Source organism: Streptomyces specialis, from assembly GCF_001493375.1.
Taxonomy (GTDB): Bacteria; Actinomycetota; Actinomycetes; order Streptomycetales; family Streptomycetaceae; genus Streptomyces; species Streptomyces specialis.
Genome location: NZ_LN929755.1, coordinates 49,641 through 68,537 on the forward strand (window position 1 = coordinate 49,641; position 18,897 = coordinate 68,537).

Sequence of the window (18,897 nt, forward strand, 5' to 3'; positions counted from 1 at the left end):
GGCCGATCCACCGGTCAGCCGATGAAGCCCTCCTGCTGGAGCCAGTCCCGGGCGACGTCGGCGGCGTCCTCGCCGTCGATGTCGACGCGCGCGTTCAGCCCTTGCAGCGCCTCGTCCGTCAGGGCGGGGGCGATCGCCGCGAAGACCGGCTCCAGGTCGGGGTGCTCCTCCAGCACGGAGGCGCGGACGGTGAGGGCGGGGTTGTAGACGGGGAAGAAGTGCTTGTCGTCGGTGAGAACGGTCAGGCCGAGGCCCTCGATGCGGCCGTCGGTGGTGGCCGCCTCGCCGAAGTTGCACGGGTCGTTGTCGGCGACGGCGTTGTAGATCGCGCCCTCGGCGAGGGTGGCCAGGTTGCCGCCCTCGACGTGGAATCCGTACGCCTCCTCCAGGCCCGGCAGACCGTCGTCCCGGCCGGCGAACTCGCTCGCGATGCAGAGCGTCGCCTGCCCGGGGTCGTCGGCGACGAGCGCGGCGTAGTCGGAGAGGGTGGCGACGCCGAGTTCCTCGGCGGTGCCCGTCTCGGCCACGATGGCGTAGGTGTTGTTGGCGGGCGCCGGGGTCAGCCAGGCGATGGCGTTCTGGTCGAGGTCCTCGCGCGCGGCGGACTCGTACTGCTCGGTGGGGTCGTCGATCGGATCGGTGTGGCCGAGGAAGTTGATCCAGGCCGTGCCGGTGTACTCCCAGTACATGTCGATGTCGCCCGACTCCAGGGCGCTGCGCGTGGTGTTGCTGCCCTGGAGGCCGCATTCCTGCGACACCTCCGCGCCGACCGAGGTCAGGGCGAGGGCGGTGATCTGGCAGAGCACGAGCTGCTCGGTGAACTCCTTGGAGCCCACGGTGAAGGAGGCGCCGTCCAGCGAGGCGTCCTCGGCGAGGCTGCCGGGCTCGGCGTCGCTGTCGGAGGTGTCCAGGGAGCAGCCGGCGGCGAGGACCGTCAGGGCGGCCACGGCGGCGGCAGCGGTCGCACCGCGGCGGGCAGGGGGGCGGGACAGGCTGAACGGACGCATGGCGGTCGGTCAACTCCTCGAAAGTGAAACGGTGTTCAGGCGACAGGGTTCAGGCGGACATCACAGGCCGCGGGGGCGCAGGTAGCGTTCGGCGAGGCCGACCAGCCAGTCGCAGGTCAGGGCGAGGACGGCCGTCAGGACGCTCCCGGTCAGCAGGACGGAGGTCCGGTTGAGGGCGATGCCGGTGCTGATGAGCCCGCCCAGGCCACCGGCGTTGGTGAACGTGGCGAGCGTCGCGCTGCTGACGTTGAGGATGAGCGCGACGCGGAGCCCGGCCATCATCACCGGGACGGCGAGCGGGAGTTCGACGCGGAACAGGACGGCCGTCCGGGTCAGGCCCATGCCCCGGCCCGCGTCGATGAGCGCCGGATCGACGCCGCGCAGGCCGACCATGGTGTTGCGGAGCACCGGCAGCACGGAGACGAGCACGAGCGCGATCAGGGCCTTGTCGAACCCGATGCCGACGGTGACCGCCAGCAGCACCAGGACGCCGATGGACGGCACGGCCTGGCCGATGTTGGCGAGCATCAGCAGCGGTGTGCCGAGCGCGCCGAGCCGGGGCCGGGTGAGCAGCACGCCCAACGGCAGGGCGATGGCGACGACCAGGCCGGTGGAGGCGGCGACGAGCCTGATGTGTTCGAGGAGTTGCTGGGTGATGACGTCGCGGTTGATCGAGCGGGACTCGATGCTGTCCAGGTCCTGGCCGCGCAGATAGAGGTAGAGCGCGGCGCACGCCGCGGCGAGCAGCAGCGGCGTGACCAGCAGGCCGAGCGCGGAGGAACGGCCCGAGGCGCGCGGCCCGCGGTCGATGAGCGCGTCGGTCACGACGGCCCCCCGGGGCTCTCCCGCGCGATGGCGGCCCAGGAGACCGTGCCGACCGGCGCGCCGGTCGGCACGGTCTCCTGGGCCGCCATCGCGCGGGAGAGCCCCGGGGGGCCGTCGTGACCGACGCGCTCATCGACCGCGGGCCGCGCGCCTCGGGCCGTTCCTCCGCGCTCGGCCTGCTGGTCACGCCGCTGCTGCTCGCCGCGGCGTGCGCCGCGCTCTACCTCTATCTGCGCGGCCAGGACCTGGACAGCATCGAGTCCCGCTCGATCAACCGCGACGTCATCACCCAGCAACTCCTCGAACACATCAGGCTCGTCGCCGCCTCCACCGGCCTGGTCGTCGCCATCGCCCTGCCGTTGGGCGTGCTGCTCACCCGGCCCCGGCTCGGCGCGCTCGGCACACCGCTGCTGATGCTCGCCAACATCGGCCAGGCCGTGCCGTCCATCGGCGTCCTGGTGCTGCTGGCGGTCACCGTCGGCATCGGGTTCGACAAGGCCCTGATCGCGCTCGTGCTCGTCTCCGTGCTGCCGGTGCTCCGCAACACCATGGTCGGCCTGCGCGGCGTCGATCCGGCGCTCATCGACGCGGGCCGGGGCATGGGCCTGACCCGGACGGCCGTCCTGTTCCGCGTCGAACTCCCGCTCGCCGTCCCGGTGATGATGGCCGGGCTCCGCGTCGCGCTCATCCTCAACGTCAGCAGCGCGACGCTCGCCACGTTCACCAACGCCGGTGGCCTGGGCGGGCTCATCAGCACCGGCATCGCCCTCAACCGGACCTCCGTCCTGCTGACCGGGAGCGTCCTGACGGCCGTCCTCGCCCTGACCTGCGACTGGCTGGTCGGCCTCGCCGAACGCTACCTGCGCCCCCGCGGCCTGTGATGTCCGCCTGAACCCTGTCGCCTGAACACCGTTTCACTTTCGAGGAGTTGACCGACCGCCATGCGTCCGTTCAGCCTGTCCCGCCCCCCTGCCCGCCGCGGTGCGACCGCTGCCGCCGCCGTGGCCGCCCTGACGGTCCTCGCCGCCGGCTGCTCCCTGGACACCTCCGACAGCGACGCCGAGCCCGGCAGCCTCGCCGAGGACGCCTCGCTGGACGGCGCCTCCTTCACCGTGGGCTCCAAGGAGTTCACCGAGCAGCTCGTGCTCTGCCAGATCACCGCCCTCGCCCTGACCTCGGTCGGCGCGGAGGTGTCGCAGGAATGCGGCCTCCAGGGCAGCAACACCACGCGCAGCGCCCTGGAGTCGGGCGACATCGACATGTACTGGGAGTACACCGGCACGGCCTGGATCAACTTCCTCGGCCACACCGATCCGATCGACGACCCCACCGAGCAGTACGAGTCCGCCGCGCGCGAGGACCTCGACCAGAACGCCATCGCCTGGCTGACCCCGGCGCCCGCCAACAACACCTACGCCATCGTGGCCGAGACGGGCACCGCCGAGGAACTCGGCGTCGCCACCCTCTCCGACTACGCCGCGCTCGTCGCCGACGACCCCGGGCAGGCGACGCTCTGCATCGCGAGCGAGTTCGCCGGCCGGGACGACGGTCTGCCGGGCCTGGAGGAGGCGTACGGATTCCACGTCGAGGGCGGCAACCTGGCCACCCTCGCCGAGGGCGCGATCTACAACGCCGTCGCCGACAACGACCCGTGCAACTTCGGCGAGGCGGCCACCACCGACGGCCGCATCGAGGGCCTCGGCCTGACCGTTCTCACCGACGACAAGCACTTCTTCCCCGTCTACAACCCCGCCCTCACCGTCCGCGCCTCCGTGCTGGAGGAGCACCCCGACCTGGAGCCGGTCTTCGCGGCGATCGCCCCCGCCCTGACGGACGAGGCGCTGCAAGGGCTGAACGCGCGCGTCGACATCGACGGCGAGGACGCCGCCGACGTCGCCCGGGACTGGCTCCAGCAGGAGGGCTTCATCGGCTGACCGGTGGATCGGCCGAGCGCCCGATCCACCGGTCGCCGCGCGCGGTCAGAATCCGTCGTTGTAACGCGTCAGACAGATGGCGAACCGCCGCAGGTCCTCCTCCGACCACCCCGCCAGCCGCTGCTCGAACGCCTGGCGGCGGGCCGTCACATAGTCGGCCAGCACCTCGGCACCGGCCGGGGTGAGGTGGAGGACCTGCGCGCGGTGGTCGTCCTCGGCGGTGCGGCGCTCGACCAGTCCGAGCCGTTCAAGGGCGGCGACCTGGCGGCTGATGGTCGACTTGTCGAGGAGATAGTGCGCCGCCAGATCGGCCGCGCGGCAGCCCGGGTGCTCGGCGACATGGGTGAGCAGCGTCGCGGAGACCAGGGACAGCCGTGGATGCAGACGGGCGGCGGCGGCCCTGGCGCGCCGCGCGAAGGTCGTCAGCTCACGCTGGATCACCGTCATGGCCTCGTCGCGGGTCTCGACCTGCACAGGTGGCACCTCCATCCATATGGCTGTACGATACACCTATCAGGTTGTAGAAGCCAACCAAAGGACCGTTCCTCCGATGAGCACTCCGCTGCGCCATGTCCTCGGCCATCTGGTGATCCCGCTCCTGATGTGCGCCGGGATGGGCTTCGCCTACCTGGGCGCGTTCACCGTTCCCGAGCCCCACGACCTGCCCGTCGCCGTCGTGGACGCGCCCGACCTGGCACGGTCGCTCCAGGACCGGGCCGGCGACGCCCTCGACGTGCGCACCGCGACCTCCCGCGACGAGGCCGTCGAACTGCTCAAGGACCGCGAGATCACCGGCGCCTACCTCCCCGCCGGCGGCCGGGACGGGAGCGGCCCCGAGCTGCTCATCGCGTCGGCCGGGTCCGACATGAGCGCCACCGCCGCCCAGCAGGTCTTCACCCCGGTCGCCACCGAGCGGGGCGCCCCCCTGCGGGTGACGGACATCGTCCCGCCCGTGGACGACGACCCGACCGGCAGCGGCCTGTTCTTCCTGATGATCGCCGTCAGCATCGGCTCCTACGGCTCCGTCGCGGTCCTCGGCGCGGCCGGCGCGGCGCTGCGGATGCGGGTGAGGGCCGCGCTGGTGGCGGGCGTCTCCCTCGCGGTGAGCCTGATCGGCACCGCCTTCGCCGGACCGCTGTTCCACCTCGTGCACCACGGGCTGTGGGGCGTGTGGGCGATGTCGTGGCTGTACTCGGCGGGCATCCTGTTCATCGGCACCGGCCTGCACACGTTCCTCAAACGCTGGACGACGCTGACCGTGATGGCGCTGTTCGTGATGCTGAACTTCACCAGCTCCGGCGGCCTGTTCCGCCCCGAGCTGCAGAACGGCTTCTTCGGCGCCCTCCACTCCTTCTGGAACGGCGCCGGCTTCGTCGAGGGCCGGCGCGGCCTGGTCTACTTAGACGGCCTCGACCGGGCCCGCAACGCGGCGGCCCTCACCGTCCGGCGGGCCACCGGCCTGGCCCTCGTCACCGCTGCCGCCAGGACCGAACACCACCGCACCCGCCCCCACCCACCCGGCGAGACCGCCACCCGGCCCGCGGGGAACGAGGAAGGGAGGGAGGCGGTCTACCATAAACATCAGCCGCTGCTGACGAAGCGGACAGTGCTGCCACAGGGGCTCGGGGCCTCCCGGACGAGGGCGGCGGCCGGGTCCGTGCCGGCGTCGGGCCGGGCGGGCGGGCGCAGCCAGCGGCGCGGCCTGCCGTCCGCGCCGACCAGGACGGCGCGCGGGGCACCGCCGGCGTCCTCCGCTCCGGCCCCGGCCGGGTCCTCGCGGGCCATGTCCTCGCGGGCCGGGTCGTCGCGGGCCGGATCCTCGGTGACCACGTCGACGGGGTCCAGCGGGAGGGTGCCGACGGGCACCAGGCGCAGTCCGCGGATCGCGGCTCCCGAACCGATGAACGACGCGACGAAGTCGTCGGCGGGGGCGGCGAGGATCGCGGCGGGCGTGTCGTACTGCGCGGTGCGGGCCTGCTCGCCGAACAGGGCGATCCGGTCGCCGAGTTTGACCGCCTCGGTCACGTCGTGGGTGACGAGCACGATGGTCTTGCGGATCTTGGCCTGGAGGTCGAGGAACTCGTCCTGGAGCCGCTCCCGCGTGATCGGGTCGATCGCGCCGAACGGCTCGTCCATCAGCATCACGGGCGGGTCGGCGGCCAACGCGCGGGCCACGCCGACGCGTTGCTGCTGGCCGCCGGACAGCTCCCTGGGATACCGGCGGCGGAACGCGGCGGGGTCGAGGCCGATCAGGTCCAGCAGGGTGTCGACGCGTTCGCGGATCCGTTTCTTGTCCCAGCCCAGAGTGCGCGGGACGAGGCCGATGTTGTCGGCGACGGTCAGGTGCGGGAAGAGGCCGACCTGCTGGATGACGTAGCCGATGCGGCGGCGCAACTGGTCGGGGTCGGCCTGGGTGACGTCCTCGCCGTCGAGGAGAACGCGGCCCGAACTGGGCTCGATCAGGCGGTTGATGAGGCGCAGGGTGGTGGTCTTCCCGCAGCCGGACGGGCCGAGCAGGACGACGATCTCGCCGGCCGCGATGTCGAGCGACAACTCCGAGATGGCGGGGGCCTGCTGGCCGGGGTAGTGCTTGCTGACCCGGTCCAGCCGGATCATCGGCTCGGCGCTCACGCGATGCCCCGCGAGGTGGTGAGCCGACCCACGACGACGAACAGCAGGTCGAGGGCGAGGGCGAGGAGGGCCACGCCGAGCGTTCCGGCGAGCGCGTCGTTGAGGGCGTTGGCGCCGCCGATGCGGGCCAGGCCGCCGAAGATCAGCTCACCGAGGCCCGGGCCGCTGACGGCGGCGGCGATGGCGGCGATCCCGACGCACATCAGGGTGGCGGTGCGCACCCCGGCGAGCACCACCGGCCAGGCGAGCGGGAGTCGGACGCGCCGGACGCGCTCCCAGCGGCCGAGCCCGAGGCCGCGCGCCGCGTCCTCGACCGCGCGGGGCACGGATTCCAGGCCGGTGACGGTGTTGCGCAGGATCGGGAAGACCGCGTAGAGGACCAGGGCCGTGACGGTGGGTCCGGAGCCCAGGCCGAGCAGCGGGATCAGCAGGCCGAAGAGGGCGAAGGAGGGGATGGTGAGCATGGTCCCGGTCACGCCGAGGACCAGCGCCCCGGCCCGGGGGCGCCCGGCGACGGCGATGCCCGCCGCGACCCCGACCACCGACGCGATGGCGATCGCGGTGAGGACGACCTGGGCGTGTTCCGTGGTCAACACGACGATATCGGGCCACCGTTCGGAGATGTACTCGGCGAAACTCATCCGTCTCCCCCTGTTCGCGATCGCATCCCCCCATAGTCGGGTCGCCGTTTCCGATCTTCAATGGCCTGAGCGAACTCCTGTGCGGGAAAGGGGCGGCGGGGGCGGGCCGGCCGCCCGTTCCGCGTGGCACATGTCACAGTGTCAACCGCGCGCGGGCCGGTGAGCTGGTACGTCGCGCGGCGAGAGCGTACGCCGTATGCCTACGACGAAATCAGCCCCCGGAGAGCCTTCCCGGCCGCCTGCCCCGCTGGGACCATCGGAGTCCGTCGACATGACCTGACCTGCACCTGTGGGGGGCGAGACAGATGGACGCGCCGAGACCGACACGCATGCCCGACCGGCGAGAAACCGGCGCCGGGCCGACCTACCAGGCGCTGGACCCCGGGCTGGACGACACGGTCCGCTGGGGAACTTTGGGCGGCCAGTTCCTCAAGGCCCTGCTGGTGGCCCACCTGGTGACGATGTTCCCGCTGACGATCGTCCTGGCCCAGTGGTGGGCCGACACGGAGATCAGCGACTTCCTGGTGATCCTCGCGGTGGTGCTCGGGATGATCTCCTACACGGCCGTGCTGATGTTCGGCCGCGCCACCGAACCGGTCGCGGAATGGCGGGTGTTGCTGAGCGGCCGTCACCACCGCGCGGAGGACGTCCACCGGCGGATCGGCGACGCGCTGCGCGAGCGCGGCGGCCCGCTGTCCGCCGTGCCGCACCGCGTGCCCCTGCCGGCCGGCGCGGGCGCCAACCACCGGCTGCGGGTCGGTGACGGGCAGTACCAGGCGTACGTCTCGGTCTTCCCGCACGGCACCGGGCTGTACGTCGGCTGGACGATGTGGCGTTCGCGGCGCGGCTGGCAACTCGTCCTGCGTTTCCTCCTCGACGTCTGGAGCGGTTTCGCCGCCCAGGACGCCGACGAGCGGCGCACCATCCGCGCCGAACGCCCCCGCGCGATGCTGGAGTCGGTCCACCTCGCCTGCCGCGAAGCGGTCGCGGCCGAAGCGGTCGCGACCGAAGCCGGGACCGGGGCGGGGGAAACGGTCACCTCCCCCGCCGCCCTCGGCAACGGCGCCCGCCCGCCGGTCACCCGCTGAAACCGTGACGAACCCCCGGACGGGCGCAAGTTCACCGGGTCGCGTCGGGAGGTTCACCGGCGCGCCCGGCGCGCGCCCCCGGGTCTCCGTAGACAGTGGTCAACCCCAGCCAATCCCAGGGAGCTTGACCATGCCCATGCACAGACGCACCGTTCTCCGTTCCGGTCTCCTCGCCGGCGCGGTCGCCGCCACACCGGCCCTGCTGCCGTCGGGAACGGCCTTCGCCGCCCCCGCCTTCGTACGACGGGGGCGGCCCGCCGTTTCGCACGGAGTGCAGGCCGGAGACATGAGCGGGCGGAGCGGCGTCGTGTGGACCCGGGCCGACCGGGCGGCGCGGATGTCCGTCGAGATCAGCACCCGTCCCGACTTCCGGCGCTCGATCACCGTGCCGGGCGACCTCCTCACCGCCGACAGCGACTTCACCGGCCGGGTCAGGCTCTCCGGGCTGCCGACCGGGCAGGAACTGCACTACCGGGTCCGCCTCGCGGACCCCGACAACCCGTCCGTCACGGGCGAGCCGGTCGCCGGACGGCTGCGCACCGCGCCCGGCGCCCGCGACGACGTCCGCTTCCTGTGGTCGGCCGACCTCGCCGGGCAGGGCTGGGGCATCAACCCCGACATCGGCGGCTACCGCGTCTTCCGCGCCATGGCCGAACGCGACCCGGACTTCTTCCTGTGCAGCGGCGACCTGTGGTACTCGGACGGGCCGATCACCGAGCGGGTGCCCCTGCCGGACGGCCAGGTGTGGCGGAACCTCGTGACGCCCGAGAAGTCCAAGGTCGCCGAGACGCTCGCCGAGTTCCGCGGGCAGCACAAGTACAACCTCATGGACGACAACCTCCGCGCGTTCACGGCGGCCGTGCCGATGGTCAACCAGTGGGACGACCACGAGGTCCTCAACAACTGGTACCCCGGCGAGGTCCTCACCGACTCCCGCTACACCGAGAAGCGGGTCGACGTCCTCGCCGCGCGGGCCCGGCAGGCGCTGTTCGAGTACCTGCCCATCGACCGCCGCCCCCGCGACGAGGGACGCGTCCACCGCGTCATCCGCTACGGCCCGCACCTCGACGTCTTCGTCCTGGACATGCGCAGCTTCCGCGACCCCAACGGCCCCAACAACGCGCCCGCTCCCGACACCGGCATCCTCGGCGCCGAGCAGACGGCGTGGCTGAAGCGGGAGTTGGCCGCGTCCCGCGCCACCTGGAAGGTGATCGCCAACGACATCCCGCTCGGGCTCGTCGTCCCGGACGGCCAGACCGGCAACGAGGGCGTCGCGCAGGGCGACGGCGGCGCGCCGCTGGGCCGGGAGGCCGAGATCGCCGACGTGCTGTCGTTCATCCGCCACCGCGACATCGCCAACACGGTGTGGCTGACCGCCGACGTCCACTTCACCGCCGCCCACCACTACTCCCCCGACCGGGCGGTCTTCCAGGACTTCAAGCCGTTCTGGGAGTTCGTGTCCGGGCCGCTCAACGCCGTCGTGGCCGTGACGCCCAACCCGCTGGACCCGACGTTCGGGCCCGAGGTGCGCTTCGCGGGGACCGCGGAGAGCCTCGCCAAGAACAGCCCCCTGTACGGGAATCAGTTCTTCGGCGAGGTCGAGATCGACGCCGCCACCACCGTGATGACCGTCCGCCTGCGCGACACGGACGGCGCCGAACTGTGGTCCGTGGAGCTGAACCCCGAACGCTGAGCGGCCCGCCCGCCGCCGGTAGGCTCCGCTCAGCACAGTCCCGGTACTTCAGGAGGCGAGTCACGATGTCGGCCCACGCGGAACAGCGCGGCGAGGAGATACTCGGCGTCCTCGACACCGCCTTCGGGCAGTTGCTGGCGGCCGATCCGGCGGCGTTCCGGGTGAAGTTCCGGAAGATGGCGGGCTCGGCGTTCGCGTTCTACCGGGGCACGGCCTGCCTCTTCTACCACGACCTGGCGGCCGAGCAGAGCGGCGGGCCGTTCCTCGACGAGCGCACGTTGCGGGTGTGGATCCACGGCGACCTGCACGCCGAGAACTTCGGCACGTACATGGACTCCAACGGCCGTCTCGTCTTCAACGTGAACGACTTCGACGAGGCCTACGTCGGGCCGTACACCTGGGACTTGAAGCGCTTCGCCGCCTCGGTCGCCCTGATCGGCTACACCAAGGCGCTCAGCGACGGCATGATCAGCGATCTGGTCCGGACCTACGCCACCGCCTACCGCGAGCGCATCCACGCGCTCGCGGTGGGCGCGCGGGAGGAGGACGTGCCGCCGTTCACCCTCGACACGGCGACCGGCCCGCTGCTGACCGCGCTGCGCGACGCGCGTTCCCGCACCCGTTTCGCGCTGCTGGACGGGATGAGCGAGATCCGCGACTACGAGCGGCGGTTCACGCCCGGCGGCGGCGCCATCGCGCTGGACGCGTCGGTGAGGGACAAGGTGCTGGCCGCGTTCGACGCCTACCTGGAGACCCTGCCGCCGTCCAGCCTGGCCCGGCCTGACACCTACCGCGTCAAGGATGTCGTCGGCCGGCGCGGCATCGGGATCGGCAGCGCGGGCCTGCCGTCGTACAACCTGCTGCTGGAGGGCAACAGCGACGCCCTGGAGAACGACGTCGTCATCTACATCAAGCAGGCGCAGACCCCGGCCGCGTCCCGGCACATCGTGGAGGAGCGCGTCCGGTCGTACTTCCTGCACGAGGGCCACCGCACGGTGATCTCGCAGCGCGCGCTCCAGGCCCACGCCGACCAGTGGCTGGGCTGGACGGAGCTGGACGGCGCGGGCCAGCTCGTCGCCGAGGTGTCGCCGTACGCGGTGGACCTGGACTGGTCCGACATCGACGACCCGGCCGAGATCGCGCACGTCGTCGCGGACCTGGGCCGGGCCACGGCGACCATGCACGCGGCGGCGGACGACTCCAGCGGCCACTCGCTGGTGCCGTTCTCCACCGAGGAGGCGATCGACGCGGCGATCACGCCGGACGAGGCCGGCTTCGCCGACATGCTGGTCGACTTCGCCCACACCTACGGCGCCCGCGCCCGCGCCGACCACCAGACCTTCGTCGACCTGTTCCGCAACGGCCGCATCCCGGGCCTGTAGCCGGGACCCCGACCCGCGCGGTCAGAAGGCGCCGGGACCGGAGCACCACATCGTCCAGCGGCATTCCAAGGGGGGCACTCGTGCCTCTTGATCCGCTCCCGGCACGGCGACCTCGTGGGGACGGCGGTGCGTGCCGTCCTGGCCGGTCCTTCCCCCAGGCGGCCGTACCGGTGCTTCCAGACGGGTCCCAGGTGCCGTCTGTCATCATTGCGGAGCAGGTACGTGAACCGAACAGATCGACTCTGGCCCCTGGCGGGCAGGTGGAAGTGCGATGGGGGCAGCCGTGGGGGCGACGCAGGCTGGGCTCACTCTGCACCAGTTGCGCCTGTTCCTGGCACTCGCCGAGGAACGTCACTTCGGGCGGGCGGCGGTTCGCATGTGCCTGAGCCAATCGGCCCTGAGCCGGCAGATTCAGGCCATGGAGCGGCACCTGGGCGTCGCGCTGCTGGACCGCACCAGCCGCTCCGTCGAACTGGCTCCGGCCGGTGAGCTGTTGCTGCCCGAGGTACGGACGGTGGTGGACGCTGCCGACCGGCTGCTGCGCACGGCCCGGGAGCAGGGCCGGGCGACCGGCGGCCGGGTGATCCTCGGCACGATCGGCGCCGAGGCCGCCATGCCCTACACGCATGCCACGCTGCGCCGGCTCAGGGCGGCCAGCCCGGACCTCCAGGTCGAGATCCGTCTGCTGAGCCTGGCCGAGCACTTCGGCGCCCTGGAGAACGGCGAGGTCGATGTCGTGTTCTGCCGCCCCCCGGCCCCACCCGGAATCCAGCTCCAGCATCTGGCCTCCGAGCCGAGAGTGGTCTGTCTCGCGGCCGACGATCCGCTGGCCGACCGGACGCATCTGACGCTGGCGGACCTGGCGGACCGCCCCGTGGTCTCCTTGCCGCCGGAAACCCCCCGGGTCTGGCGCGAGTTCTGGACCGCCGTCCCCCGGTCCGAGGGTCGTCCGGTGAGACCTGGGCCGGTAGTCATGGATCTGGAGGCGCTGATGTTGGCCGTGGCCACCGGGCAGGCCATCGCCTTCCTCCCGGCGGCGGCCCGCCTCCACTTCCCCCGCCCCGGGGTCGCCTACGCGGAGGTGACCGATCTGTCGCCCTGCACCGCGGCGCTGGCCTGGGCCGAGCGGAACGGTTCCAGTCCGGCCGTGGTGGCGGTCCGCCGCGCGGCTCAGCAGGCGACCGGCCCGGGTGGCGTCGGAGGCCACGGGGCGCTCAACGCTGGAGAGCGCTGACCGGCTCGATGCGCACGGCCCGCACCGCCGGGAGCAGCCCGGCGAGCAGCCCGGCGAGCACCCCCCCGCCCGCGGCGGCCAGTGCCCCGGTCACATCCAGCACCGGCTGCCAGGTGTTGAGCAGCGACACCGTCACCGTGACCACGATGCCCGCCACCGCCCCGAGCAGCCCACCGGCCCCGCCCAGCAGGGTGGTCTCCGCCATGAGCTGGGCGAAGACATGCACCCGCCGGGCGCCCAACGCGCGGCGCAGGCCGATCTCGGACACCCGCGCCGTGATCCCGGCCGTGGCCGCGTTGCCGATCGACACGGCGCCGATGGCCAGTGACACCGCGGAGAGCACCACCGCCATCCGGGTCACGCTGTCCTCCACCTCTCGGCGCATGCTCCGGGGATCGGGCGGCGCGACCGCCCGCAGCGCCTCCGGCTCCCCCGGTGACAGCGCCAGCGGCGCCTGACCGCCGATCAATTGTGCGGCGCCGGGGGCCGTGCGGATGACCACGTCCCGGGTGGCGGGCGGTCCCTGGGCAGCCGCTGCCAACGGCTCGGCAGCGCTGAAGGGCACCACCGCGGCCGGCAGGGTCTCCGGTCTCCGAGCCACATCGTCGAAGATCCCGATCACCGTGAATGCCCGGTCGTTGATGAACACCGAGCCGCCGGGCCGGACGACGCCCAAGGTGTGCGCCATGCCGGCGGGCAGCAGCACCACCGGCGCGCCCGCCCGGTCGTGGTAGGTGTCGAACGTCCGGCCCACCGTGACCCGCGGCTCCACCGCGGCGAACGCCGCCGAATCCATGCCGATCACGGTGCCCTCCAGGGCGGGCGCACCCCGCCCGGTTCCAGCGGCCAGGGTCTGCTGCTCCAGCAGCACCCGGCGGCCGGCCGCCTCCACACCGGCCAGTGGCAGCAGCCGGTCCAGCGCGGCATCGCTCTGCCACTCCGGCGAGCCGCCGGCCGCCGACTGCCCGGCCGGGGACTCCTCCGGCCCGTCGTCCTCGCCCGGCAGCACGGTGACCTCGGTGGCGCGCTTGATGTCGAAGGTGGCGGTGACCTGCTGGGAGAGGGTCGAGGACAGGCCCAACGTGGCCACGAAGGCGGCGGCCCCCAGCACCGTGCCCAGCGCGGTGAGCAGCGACCGCACCGGGTGCCCGCCGACCGAGCGCCCCGCCTCGGTGCACAGATCCCGCAGCCGGAACCGTCCCGGGCGCAGGCCGAGGTGTGCCGGCAGCGGACTGCGGCGTGACGGGCGTCGCCGTCCCCCTTCCGGGGCCGCTGGGGGCCGGGGCGTGGCGGGTGACTCGGCGGGCGTGCTCAGCTCCCCCATGTCGCCTCCTTCGCCGGTACCGGACCGGCGGCACGGGCCGGGCGTTCGGTGACGGTGCCGTCGCGGACCTCGATCCGGCGGTCACCACGGGCGGCGACCTCGGCGTCGTGGGTCACCACCACCAGGGTGATCCCCTCCCGGTGCAGTTCGCCGATCAGCTCCAGCACCCGGACGGAGTTCTCGGTGTCCAGATTGCCGGTCGGCTCGTCGCAGAACAGCACCCGCGGCCGGCCGGCCACCGCGCGGGCGATGGCGACCCGTTGCCGCTCCCCGCCCGAGAGGGTCCGCGGATCCGCTCCGGACCGGGCGGACATCCCCACCCTGTCCAGCGCCTCGGCCGCCAGCCGGCGGCGCTCCCGCACCGGGCGCGGACCGTACACCATGCCCAGCTCCACGTTCTCCAGCGCGGAGCGGCCGGGCAGCAGGTGGAACGCCTGGAACACGAAGCCGAAAAGCTGGCCGCGCAGGGTCACGCGCCGCCGCTCGTCGGCCTTTGAGGTCTCGTCGCCCGCCACCCGGTAGCTGCCGGCGGTGGGGCGGTCCAGCAGGCCCAGAACGTTCAGCAGTGTGGACTTCCCGGCGCCGGAGGGGCCGGTGACGGTCAGGTAGTCGCCGGTCCCGACCAGCAGATCCACCGGGCGCAGCGCGTGCACCGGCACGCCGTCGTCGTAGGTGCGGGCCACACCGGTCAGTTCGAGCACCGGACGGCCGCCGCCGGTCATGGTGTGCTCCCCGTCGGCCCGGACCCGCCGACCAGACCCACCACCACCTCGGTGCCGGGCCGCAATGTGCCCTCGACCGGAGTGACGGCCACCCAGCCGTCGCCGGTCGCCCCGGTGCGGACCGCCGTCTCCGACATGGTGACCGGCCCGCCGTCCGGGTCCGAGCGCCGCGCCACGGTGACATAGGTCTCGCCATCCGGCCGGGCACGGAGACCGGTCACCGGGACCGCGAGCACCGGTTCGGGCGAGGCGGGGCCGCCCCCCGAGATCCGCACCGAGTGGGGCGGGGGGACGGCCAGCGGCTCGCCGTCGAACTCCAGCAGTACCGTGCGGCCGTCCGTGCTCTCGTCCTCCGCGGGCTCCTCCGCCACCGACGCCACCGTGGCCCGGGCGGTCGTGCCCGACACCTCGTCGGTGATCTCGGCCTCGGCGCCCACCGGAATCGCGGGAAGCTGGTCCGGCGCGGCCGTGGCGCTGACCCGGTTCTGCCCGGCGTCCAGCGTCAGCAGGACCGCCCCCGGCCCCTCCAGGATGTCCCCGACGCGCAACGGGGCGCTGGACAGGGTGCGGCCGGAACGGTCGATCCGGGCCAGATGGTGGCGGGGCAGCACCCCGCCCTCCGGCACCCGGTAGCCGCGGTCCTGGTAGAAGCGCTCTACCGCCACCGCCATGGCCGGGGAGAACTCCCCGTCCGTGCCCGCCGGGTAGCCCAGGCGGACCAGCAGATCCTGCACCTGCCGCACGTCGGGGCCGGACAGGCCGGGGGCCAGGTCCCGGTAGAGCGGGAAGTCGATGACGGCGGCGAAGACGGGCTCGCCCGCGATCTCCAGCGCCACGGCTCCTTCGGCGAGTTCGTCGCCGGGCTCCAGTGGAGTCGCCGTGACCACGGGGGGGTCGCCCGGCAGCACGGCCGGGGCCGTCACCGGCACCGAAGGGCCAGGCTCGACCCGGCCGCGCAGCAGCACCGAGGTGTGGATCACCCGTTCCTCGGCCGCCGCCAGCACCGGCGACGCCTCCGGCGGCCGGGCGTCGGCCACCGCCTGCTGCGGGGACTTCAGACCGGAGCCGAGCAGCGTTCCGGCTCCCGTCGCCAGCGCGGCCACCGCGACCGCGGACAGCGCCGCCGCCCGGACCCGGCGGCGCACAGCCATGCCGCTCACCTGTCCAGCACCTCCGCCGCCCGCATCGCCGCCTGCTCGATCTGCGGGTTCAGCTCGGCGAACTCCACCGCGTGATCCTCCACGATGTCCTGTTGCGCGGTCAGATTGACCTCGTCGATCTCCGCGAAGAAACCTGTCTCGGTCCGGCACTGGACCATGGCCACCGCCAGCCGGGATTCCTCCTCGGTGGGCTGATAGGTGCGGTCCGGGTCCGGCGGCCCGACGGCGACCGTGCCGGGCGTGCGGTCCGGCTCCCACTCCGGCGCGGTCGGGTGGTAGTCGCCGAGCGGAATCCCGAAGCGCTCGTGCGGATCCGGGTCCTCCCGGTACGCCTCCCGGCTGTCCGGCTCGAAGCCGTGCCCTGCCAGACAGTCCAGTACCTCGTCGGCGTACTCGGCTTCCACCGCTTCCAGTTCGTTCCACAGTTCCCGATTGATGGTGTTGCCGAGTTGCTCCACATAGCCGGCGATCAAGCCGGGTGACGCGCCGACCGCCTCCTCGGCCTCGGCGAAGCAGGCGTCGTACGCCTGGTCGAAGCCGGCGTCGAAGCTGAGTACCGAGGCGGGCGCGCCGGGCACCGGGCCGTGGAAACCGTTGGCCCTCGCCTCCTCCTCGGTCCGCGGCGGATAGCGCGGTTCTGACATGTCGCCGAACATGTTCTCGCCCAGCCGGTCCCCGGTGTCCAGCAGTTGCGTGAAGCCCGCATCAGCCATGCAACGGGCCCGTACCTGCCGCTGTGCGTAGAGGATGTAGGTGACGTCCTGGCCCAGGTAGAGGTCGAACGGCATGGTGGCGCCCTCTGGTAGGTCGAGCCCGGTGGTGTCGGCGCCGTCCCCGCCGCCGGAGTCGTCCGCCATGCAGCCGGTGAGGCCGGCGGTGAGGGCGACGGCGAGCAGTACCGCGCCCGTGAGAGCCGGCCGTGATCGTGGCCGGCGCGTGAGATGGGACCACATGGTTTCGTTCCCCCGGAGGAAGCTGAGGCGGCCAGCGGACGCACGCCCGCTGGCCGCGGCGGAGCGGTCGGTCAGCAGCGGATGTGCGAGGAGTTCTGTTCCCAGACGCCCTCGATCAGCTTGCGCACCCCGTAAGTGTTGGGGTCGTTGGCGACGTTGTCGTAGTTGCCGCGGTAGCCGACATCGGCGTAGACCCGCACGTAGCACTGGGTGTCACGGTTGGCGATCGCCTCCGCGCAGTCCCAGAACCCGGTGGTGCGGCTGAGCTCGCGGCAGGTGCCGATGTGCCCGCTGCCGCCGCCCCACTGGTCGTCGTGGTGGTTGCTGTCGTTGTAGTAGAAGTGCCGCTGGTACCCGCAGGCGTTGGTCCAGACGTTCTCGTGGTCGCCGCTGCCCCAGCACCAGGTGCTCCACGTCGAGGAGTAACAGATCTCCCCCGGCACACAGTTGAGCCAACCGTTTCCGCTGTCGGCCTGCGCGGGTGCCGCGCCGCCGGCCATGACGCCACCGATGGCGAACAGCATCGCCAGGGTCGCGCCCAGTCTCTTGATCAGTCTTGCCATGGAGAGATCTCCCCTCGGATGTGGGTGGTGACCGGTGTCCTGACCATGTCAGCAACGCAGATGCGAGGAGTTCTCCTCGTACAGCGCGGGGCTGAAGCCCGCGTAGTTCTGCCAGTAGTCCTCGGAGGCGGGCTGGTTGACGAAGGTCTGGTAGGTGCCCAAGTAGCCGACGTCCTTGTAGACCCGCACCGGGCACGCACTGTCCCGGTTGAGGATGTGCGTGGCGTCGTCCGCGAACGCGCCCCCGTGGTGCCAGACGGTGGTGTGGTGATTGTCGCTGTTGTAGTAGAAATGACGCCGTCCGGGATTACCGCTGTCGTGTTTCCATTCCTTGAAACAGATCTCACCTCTGCTGCATTGGAGGAGGCCGTTTCCGTTGTCCGCATGGGCGGCCGGTGCGGCGACCACAGCCGCCGAGAGGACGACACCCAGGACGGCGGCGGCGGTCGCAGCCCTTTTTGTGCCCATCAGTACCTGCGGTCGGACTGCCATCTTTGCGTTTCGCGTCATGCGTTCTCTCCAGCGAACGAAGAATCCGGAAGCACCGGTCTTTTCATTCGCCTATTCTTGCCGTGCGGCGGCGGGCTGTCCCGGGTCGATCGGCCAGTATGCGCCTGGTCGATCGGCCAGTCCGGGCCCGTGGCGCCATGCCCGTCAGCGGCCGGGCAGCCGGCCAGCGTCACCAGATGCGCGCGATTACGTCCTCCGAATTTGGCCAGCAGATTTCCCACGTGATACTTGACTGTGCTTTCGCTCACACGCAGCCGGCCGGCGATCTCGACATCGGTGTGCCCCAGCGCGATCAGCGGGAGCACCGCACGCTCCCGCTCGGTCAGGGTGCCGAACCGGGGAGCCTGCCAGGCGGCCGGCCCGGCACAGGCACAGGTGGCGCCGACCGCGGCCCGCTGCCGGACCAGCGCGGCACCGATCCGGGGGCTGACCCAGCCGTCGCCGGATCGCAGTGCTCGGGCGACCAGGCAACTGTCCTGCCGCAGATCGGCGCCGCAGACGAAGGACCGGATCCCGAGCCGGGCCGCGAACTCGATCACCGCCACGGCCGGGACCTCCTCGCTGAACAAAGCCAGCTCGGCGCCGGCGGACCGGGCGGCGCGGCCCAGTTCGCGCAGCCAGTCGGTGAGATTCCCCGAGAGCAGTGCGATATCGGCCACCGCCACGTCCGTGGCGCGGCTGTGAAGCAACCCGGTGAGCCGACGGTAATCACCGGACAGACCGGCGATGAATGTGCCCCTGTCCGTGGCCAGGTTGGCCGCCAATTCCTCCAGTACTGAACAGTCCCGAATAGCGAAAGCTATTCGGGACCGGGTGTGGCTTCTAAAAGGCGGCCCACTCATATTTGCATCCCCCCGAATCACTGATACGTCTGCCCCCGCATGTGCAGTCGCACCCTACGACCATTGCATCGTTCGCCGGTAGGGGGTATCTATGACAATCCGGTGTTCGGCGATGCCATGAGAGCATCGCCCTGCGCGCACCACGCGCAGCTCCCCGCGTGGTACGCCGGCCGGGACTCAGGACAGTGGCGGTGCGGGCGGCGAGGTCATCGCGGACTTCGCCGATGTCCTGGTACGGGTGAGGAGACAGGGTGTCCCGGAAACGGAATATCCCATTCTCCCCGGCTTTGCAATCGGCGTCCACCCGCACGGCGCCCAGGATCACCGGGTCCGGCCCGCGCGGCCGTCCCGCTTCGCCGGGCCGGAAAGGCGGCGGACGGAACGGCGA

18 protein-coding genes and 1 pseudogene are annotated in these 18,897 nt (G+C 72.1%); 7 read left to right on the top strand and 12 right to left on the bottom strand.

All coding sequences use genetic code 11. The annotated features are described in order from the left end of the window. Positions 1 to 14: 14 nt before the first annotated feature. On the bottom strand, positions 15 to 1,007 hold the full coding sequence (locus BN2279_RS00240; RefSeq protein ID WP_059005646.1) for a glycine betaine ABC transporter substrate-binding protein: 993 nt from the start codon (positions 1,005 to 1,007) through the stop codon (positions 15 to 17). A gap of 60 nt (positions 1,008 to 1,067) precedes the next feature. Next, a complete protein-coding gene (locus BN2279_RS00245) occupies positions 1,068 to 1,832 on the bottom strand; it encodes an ABC transporter permease (RefSeq protein ID WP_059005647.1) in 765 nt (254 codons plus the stop codon). 116 nt (positions 1,833 to 1,948) lie between these two features. Between BN2279_RS00245 and BN2279_RS00250 the strand changes: the two genes are divergently transcribed. Together BN2279_RS00250 and BN2279_RS00255 are read left to right on the top strand one after the other, a co-directional pair. Then, a complete protein-coding gene (locus tag BN2279_RS00250; protein WP_059005647.1) occupies positions 1,949 to 2,713 on the top strand; it encodes an ABC transporter permease in 765 nt (254 codons plus the stop codon). 60 nt (positions 2,714 to 2,773) lie between these two features. Further along, on the top strand, positions 2,774 to 3,766 hold the full coding sequence (locus BN2279_RS00255; protein ID WP_059005646.1) for a glycine betaine ABC transporter substrate-binding protein: 993 nt from the start codon (positions 2,774 to 2,776) through the stop codon (positions 3,764 to 3,766). Positions 3,767 to 3,811: 45 nt separating this feature from the next. Here BN2279_RS00255 and BN2279_RS00260 read toward each other — a convergent pair whose 3' ends face one another. Beyond that, positions 3,812 to 4,255 (bottom strand): MarR family winged helix-turn-helix transcriptional regulator, encoded by a 444-nt coding sequence (locus BN2279_RS00260; protein WP_059005645.1) that lies wholly within the window; start codon positions 4,253 to 4,255, stop codon positions 3,812 to 3,814. Between the two features lie 4 nt (positions 4,256 to 4,259). On the opposite strand from BN2279_RS00260, the pseudogene BN2279_RS30065 reads away from it, so the two are divergent. Then, positions 4,260 to 5,330 (top strand): annotated as a pseudogene (locus tag BN2279_RS30065) (ABC transporter permease); the annotation flags it as partial. 17 nt (positions 5,331 to 5,347) lie between these two features. Here BN2279_RS30065 and BN2279_RS00275 read toward each other — a convergent pair. Both BN2279_RS00275 and BN2279_RS00280 read right to left on the bottom strand, forming a co-directional pair. After that, positions 5,348 to 6,397, bottom strand: coding sequence for an ABC transporter ATP-binding protein (locus BN2279_RS00275; protein WP_079031683.1), 1,050 nt, complete (start codon positions 6,395 to 6,397; stop codon positions 5,348 to 5,350). Then, positions 6,394 to 7,038 (bottom strand): ABC transporter permease, encoded by a 645-nt coding sequence (locus tag BN2279_RS00280; RefSeq protein ID WP_059005651.1) that lies wholly within the window; start codon positions 7,036 to 7,038, stop codon positions 6,394 to 6,396. The genes BN2279_RS00275 and BN2279_RS00280 overlap by 4 nt, the downstream gene beginning before the upstream one ends. Before the next feature lie 329 nt (positions 7,039 to 7,367). On the opposite strand from BN2279_RS00280, the gene BN2279_RS00285 reads away from it, so the two are divergent. The 4 genes from BN2279_RS00285 (at position 7,368) to BN2279_RS00300 (ending at position 12,435) form a co-directional block, all read left to right on the top strand. Beyond that, positions 7,368 to 8,126, top strand: coding sequence for a hypothetical protein (locus tag BN2279_RS00285; protein WP_059005652.1), 759 nt, complete (start codon positions 7,368 to 7,370; stop codon positions 8,124 to 8,126). Between the two features lie 130 nt (positions 8,127 to 8,256). Next, the gene (locus BN2279_RS00290) at positions 8,257 to 9,819 is read left to right on the top strand and encodes an alkaline phosphatase D family protein (protein WP_059005653.1); all 1,563 of its coding nucleotides are present in this window, start codon (positions 8,257 to 8,259) and stop codon (positions 9,817 to 9,819) included. Positions 9,820 to 9,884: 65 nt separating this feature from the next. Next, positions 9,885 to 11,201 carry a DUF2252 domain-containing protein gene (locus BN2279_RS00295; protein WP_059005654.1) on the top strand — a complete coding sequence of 439 codons (1,317 nt, stop codon included), beginning with the start codon at positions 9,885 to 9,887 and terminating at the stop codon, positions 11,199 to 11,201. 271 nt (positions 11,202 to 11,472) lie between these two features. After that, positions 11,473 to 12,435 carry a LysR family transcriptional regulator gene (locus BN2279_RS00300; protein WP_059005655.1) on the top strand — a complete coding sequence of 321 codons (963 nt, stop codon included), beginning with the start codon at positions 11,473 to 11,475 and terminating at the stop codon, positions 12,433 to 12,435. Here BN2279_RS00300 and BN2279_RS00305 read toward each other — a convergent pair. The 7 genes from BN2279_RS00305 to BN2279_RS00335 all read right to left on the bottom strand — a co-directional run bounded on the left by BN2279_RS00305 (position 12,416) and on the right by BN2279_RS00335 (position 18,431). Next, positions 12,416 to 13,759 (bottom strand): ABC transporter permease, encoded by a 1,344-nt coding sequence (locus BN2279_RS00305; RefSeq protein ID WP_059005656.1) that lies wholly within the window; start codon positions 13,757 to 13,759, stop codon positions 12,416 to 12,418. The genes BN2279_RS00300 and BN2279_RS00305 overlap by 20 nt on opposite strands. After that, positions 13,747 to 14,481: an ABC transporter ATP-binding protein gene (locus BN2279_RS00310; RefSeq protein WP_059005657.1), complete on the bottom strand. Its 735-nt coding sequence runs from the start codon at positions 14,479 to 14,481 to the stop codon at positions 13,747 to 13,749. Before BN2279_RS00310 ends, BN2279_RS00305 begins: the two co-directional genes overlap by 13 nt. Then, complete coding sequence (locus BN2279_RS00315; RefSeq protein ID WP_059005658.1) at positions 14,478 to 15,632, bottom strand: peptidoglycan-binding domain-containing protein; 1,155 nt, start codon at positions 15,630 to 15,632, stop codon at positions 14,478 to 14,480. Before BN2279_RS00315 ends, BN2279_RS00310 begins: the two co-directional genes overlap by 4 nt. Before the next feature lie 5 nt (positions 15,633 to 15,637). Next, positions 15,638 to 16,594: a hypothetical protein gene (locus tag BN2279_RS00320; RefSeq protein ID WP_059005659.1), complete on the bottom strand. Its 957-nt coding sequence runs from the start codon at positions 16,592 to 16,594 to the stop codon at positions 15,638 to 15,640. Between the two features lie 71 nt (positions 16,595 to 16,665). After that, entirely contained in the window at positions 16,666 to 17,157 is a 492-nt protein-coding gene (locus BN2279_RS00325; RefSeq protein ID WP_059005660.1) for a hypothetical protein, read from the bottom strand. Positions 17,158 to 17,205: 48 nt separating this feature from the next. Next, positions 17,206 to 17,625 (bottom strand): hypothetical protein, encoded by a 420-nt coding sequence (locus BN2279_RS00330; protein ID WP_059005661.1) that lies wholly within the window; start codon positions 17,623 to 17,625, stop codon positions 17,206 to 17,208. A 38-nt stretch (positions 17,626 to 17,663) separates the two neighbouring features. Further along, positions 17,664 to 18,431 carry a helix-turn-helix transcriptional regulator gene (locus BN2279_RS00335; RefSeq protein WP_059005662.1) on the bottom strand — a complete coding sequence of 256 codons (768 nt, stop codon included), beginning with the start codon at positions 18,429 to 18,431 and terminating at the stop codon, positions 17,664 to 17,666. Between the last annotated feature and the right edge of the window lie 466 nt (positions 18,432 to 18,897).

What these genes read in the sequence shown, in the direction of transcription:
- BN2279_RS00315 (WP_059005658.1), bottom strand. Translation starts at nt 15,632, where the DNA reads ATGGCTGTGCGCCGCCGGGTCCGGGCGGCGGCGCTGTCCGCGGTCGCG.
- BN2279_RS00285 (WP_059005652.1), top strand. Translation starts at nt 7,368, where the DNA reads ATGCCCGACCGGCGAGAAACCGGCGCCGGGCCGACCTACCAGGCGCTG.
- BN2279_RS00305 (WP_059005656.1), bottom strand. Translation starts at nt 13,759, where the DNA reads ATGGGGGAGCTGAGCACGCCCGCCGAGTCACCCGCCACGCCCCGGCCC.
- BN2279_RS00280 (WP_059005651.1), bottom strand. Translation starts at nt 7,038, where the DNA reads ATGAGTTTCGCCGAGTACATCTCCGAACGGTGGCCCGATATCGTCGTG.
- BN2279_RS00300 (WP_059005655.1), top strand. Translation starts at nt 11,473, where the DNA reads ATGGGGGCAGCCGTGGGGGCGACGCAGGCTGGGCTCACTCTGCACCAG.
- BN2279_RS00260 (WP_059005645.1), bottom strand. Translation starts at nt 4,255, where the DNA reads ATGGAGGTGCCACCTGTGCAGGTCGAGACCCGCGACGAGGCCATGACG.
- BN2279_RS00330 (WP_059005661.1), bottom strand. Translation starts at nt 17,625, where the DNA reads ATGGGCACAAAAAGGGCTGCGACCGCCGCCGCCGTCCTGGGTGTCGTC.
- BN2279_RS00255 (WP_059005646.1), top strand. Translation starts at nt 2,774, where the DNA reads ATGCGTCCGTTCAGCCTGTCCCGCCCCCCTGCCCGCCGCGGTGCGACC.
- BN2279_RS00295 (WP_059005654.1), top strand. Translation starts at nt 9,885, where the DNA reads ATGTCGGCCCACGCGGAACAGCGCGGCGAGGAGATACTCGGCGTCCTC.
- BN2279_RS00240 (WP_059005646.1), bottom strand. Translation starts at nt 1,007, where the DNA reads ATGCGTCCGTTCAGCCTGTCCCGCCCCCCTGCCCGCCGCGGTGCGACC.
- BN2279_RS00310 (WP_059005657.1), bottom strand. Translation starts at nt 14,481, where the DNA reads ATGACCGGCGGCGGCCGTCCGGTGCTCGAACTGACCGGTGTGGCCCGC.
- BN2279_RS00325 (WP_059005660.1), bottom strand. Translation starts at nt 17,157, where the DNA reads ATGGCAAGACTGATCAAGAGACTGGGCGCGACCCTGGCGATGCTGTTC.
- BN2279_RS00290 (WP_059005653.1), top strand. Translation starts at nt 8,257, where the DNA reads ATGCCCATGCACAGACGCACCGTTCTCCGTTCCGGTCTCCTCGCCGGC.
- BN2279_RS00320 (WP_059005659.1), bottom strand. Translation starts at nt 16,594, where the DNA reads ATGTGGTCCCATCTCACGCGCCGGCCACGATCACGGCCGGCTCTCACG.